General features: G+C 46.6%; 3 protein-coding genes. 2 read left to right on the forward strand and 1 reads right to left on the reverse strand.

All coding sequences use genetic code 11. The features are described from left to right. On the forward strand, positions 1 to 748 hold a 748-nt coding region (locus B3O33_RS02365; protein WP_292362851.1), incomplete at its 5' end, for a pyridoxal-phosphate dependent enzyme. A 1-nt stretch (position 749) separates the two neighbouring features. Beyond that, positions 750 to 1,250 (forward strand): hypothetical protein, encoded by a 501-nt coding sequence (locus B3O33_RS02370; protein ID WP_292362217.1) that lies wholly within the window; start codon positions 750 to 752, stop codon positions 1,248 to 1,250. Positions 1,251 to 1,263: 13 nt separating this feature from the next. On the opposite strand, the gene B3O33_RS02375 is transcribed toward B3O33_RS02370, so the two are convergent. Beyond that, the gene (locus tag B3O33_RS02375) at positions 1,264 to 1,560 is read right to left on the reverse strand and encodes a hypothetical protein (RefSeq protein WP_292362218.1); all 297 of its coding nucleotides are present in this window, start codon (positions 1,558 to 1,560) and stop codon (positions 1,264 to 1,266) included. Positions 1,561 to 1,650 lie beyond the last annotated feature (90 nt).

The raw sequence follows: 1,650 nt of genomic DNA on the forward strand, positions 1-1,650 counted from the left end.
TCAAATCAAAGGTAACTTTGATGAAGGTATGCAATTAGTCAAAGATGTAGCAGAACATGCTCCGGTCACCATTGTGAATTCAATTAACCCATATCGTCTGCAAGGTCAGAAAACTGCGGCGTTTGAGATTATTGAAGAGCTGGGACGTGCTCCCGATTATCATTGTCTGCCAGTGGGTAATGCCGGTAATATCACCGCGCACTGGATTGGCTATTGTGAGTACTCATCAGCCAGCGGCGATCATGTCACCGAAGCTTGTGCCTACTGCCATGGACATTGTAAATATGCCGGTGGGGCTATTGTCGGTAATCGCCCCAAAATGGTCGGTTATCAGGCAAATGGTAGCGCGCCGTTTATGCGTGGTGCCATGGTGGATGATCCAGAAACAGTTGCGACAGCAATTCGCATCGGTCATCCACAAAGCTGGGATATGGCCTGGAAAGTTAAAGAAGAATCGCAGGGCTGGTTTGATGAATGTTCTGATGACGAAATATTGGCCGCTCAGAAATTACTGGCCGAAAAAGAAGGTATTTTCTGCGAACCCGCTTCCGCAACATCCGTCGCTGGTGCTTTGCGTGATATTCAAACCGGTAAGATTCCAGAAGGAAGTACCGTTGTCTGTACACTGACAGGCCACGGTCTCAAAGATCCGGATATTGCCATCAAGCAAAGTAGTTCACCTGTGATTACCGTAAATGCTACATTGGACTCAGTACGCGAGGCGATCATCAACAACCTGGCCAGATAATATGACTGAAATAACGGCACCAGAGGAACATGAAAGAACGGCGGCCAGAATGCCGCACGATATCTTTTTAACTAATCTGATTGCGAATCATATCCTGCTGTTTACGGCGATTGCCGCAACCGGCAAGAGTTATTTTGAGTTTATAGTGCTGGTGCCGTTGTTATCGTTTTTGTTTCTCGGTTACACGTTTATACGAGCCAGTCGTATCAAACGTGAGGAGAGTGAGTTTGTCTATATACATTGGCAGATCGCCCGGCGCTGGAGCTTTTTCTTTGCCATTGTATTAACGGTGGTTGTCAGCATTGCTGTGTTGGGTTGGTTGAGTTATACCTATCTTGGTTTGATGAAAGAGGCGGCTTTTGCCTTTGTCGGAGGACTGAGCTTTTTGCCGACATTGGTCAGTGTGCTGATATTGATTGTGATTGAAATGGATTCACTTCATCATGCCAGGGTCGGCACATTACCGGCATGGGCAAAACGCCGTTTTCTGGGCGAGACTTAAATACCTTGCTTCGCTACTCTGGTTTTCGCTGAACCACCGAGTGAATCACCAGCTGGTTTTCAAAGTACACATCAAACTGCGAATATTGCCAGCGTGTAATGGCTGGTGTGCCTTTTGGGGCAAATTGCTGCTCTGCTGTCCCAAATTTCTGTTCGACTTGTTGCATCGTCATCCCACGTGTAGGACGAAGCACACCAGACTCGGAATTCGGGGTGTTATAGGTGGGTTCGGCAATGGATAAAACATCAGCCTGTAATGGCATGGTCATTAATAATGTGATTCCCGCAGCCAGAAGATGGCGTTGCAGCATGGTGGTGACTCCCTTAAATACCTGTGCCAGCATATTATTGCGGCAAAAATAGTTCAATTAAACTGTTTAAATAACGTTGACCTAATTCTT

Origin of the sequence: Methylophaga sp. UBA1464, from assembly GCF_002325665.1 — a bacterium.
Classification (GTDB): domain Bacteria; phylum Pseudomonadota; class Gammaproteobacteria; order Nitrosococcales; family Methylophagaceae; genus Methylophaga.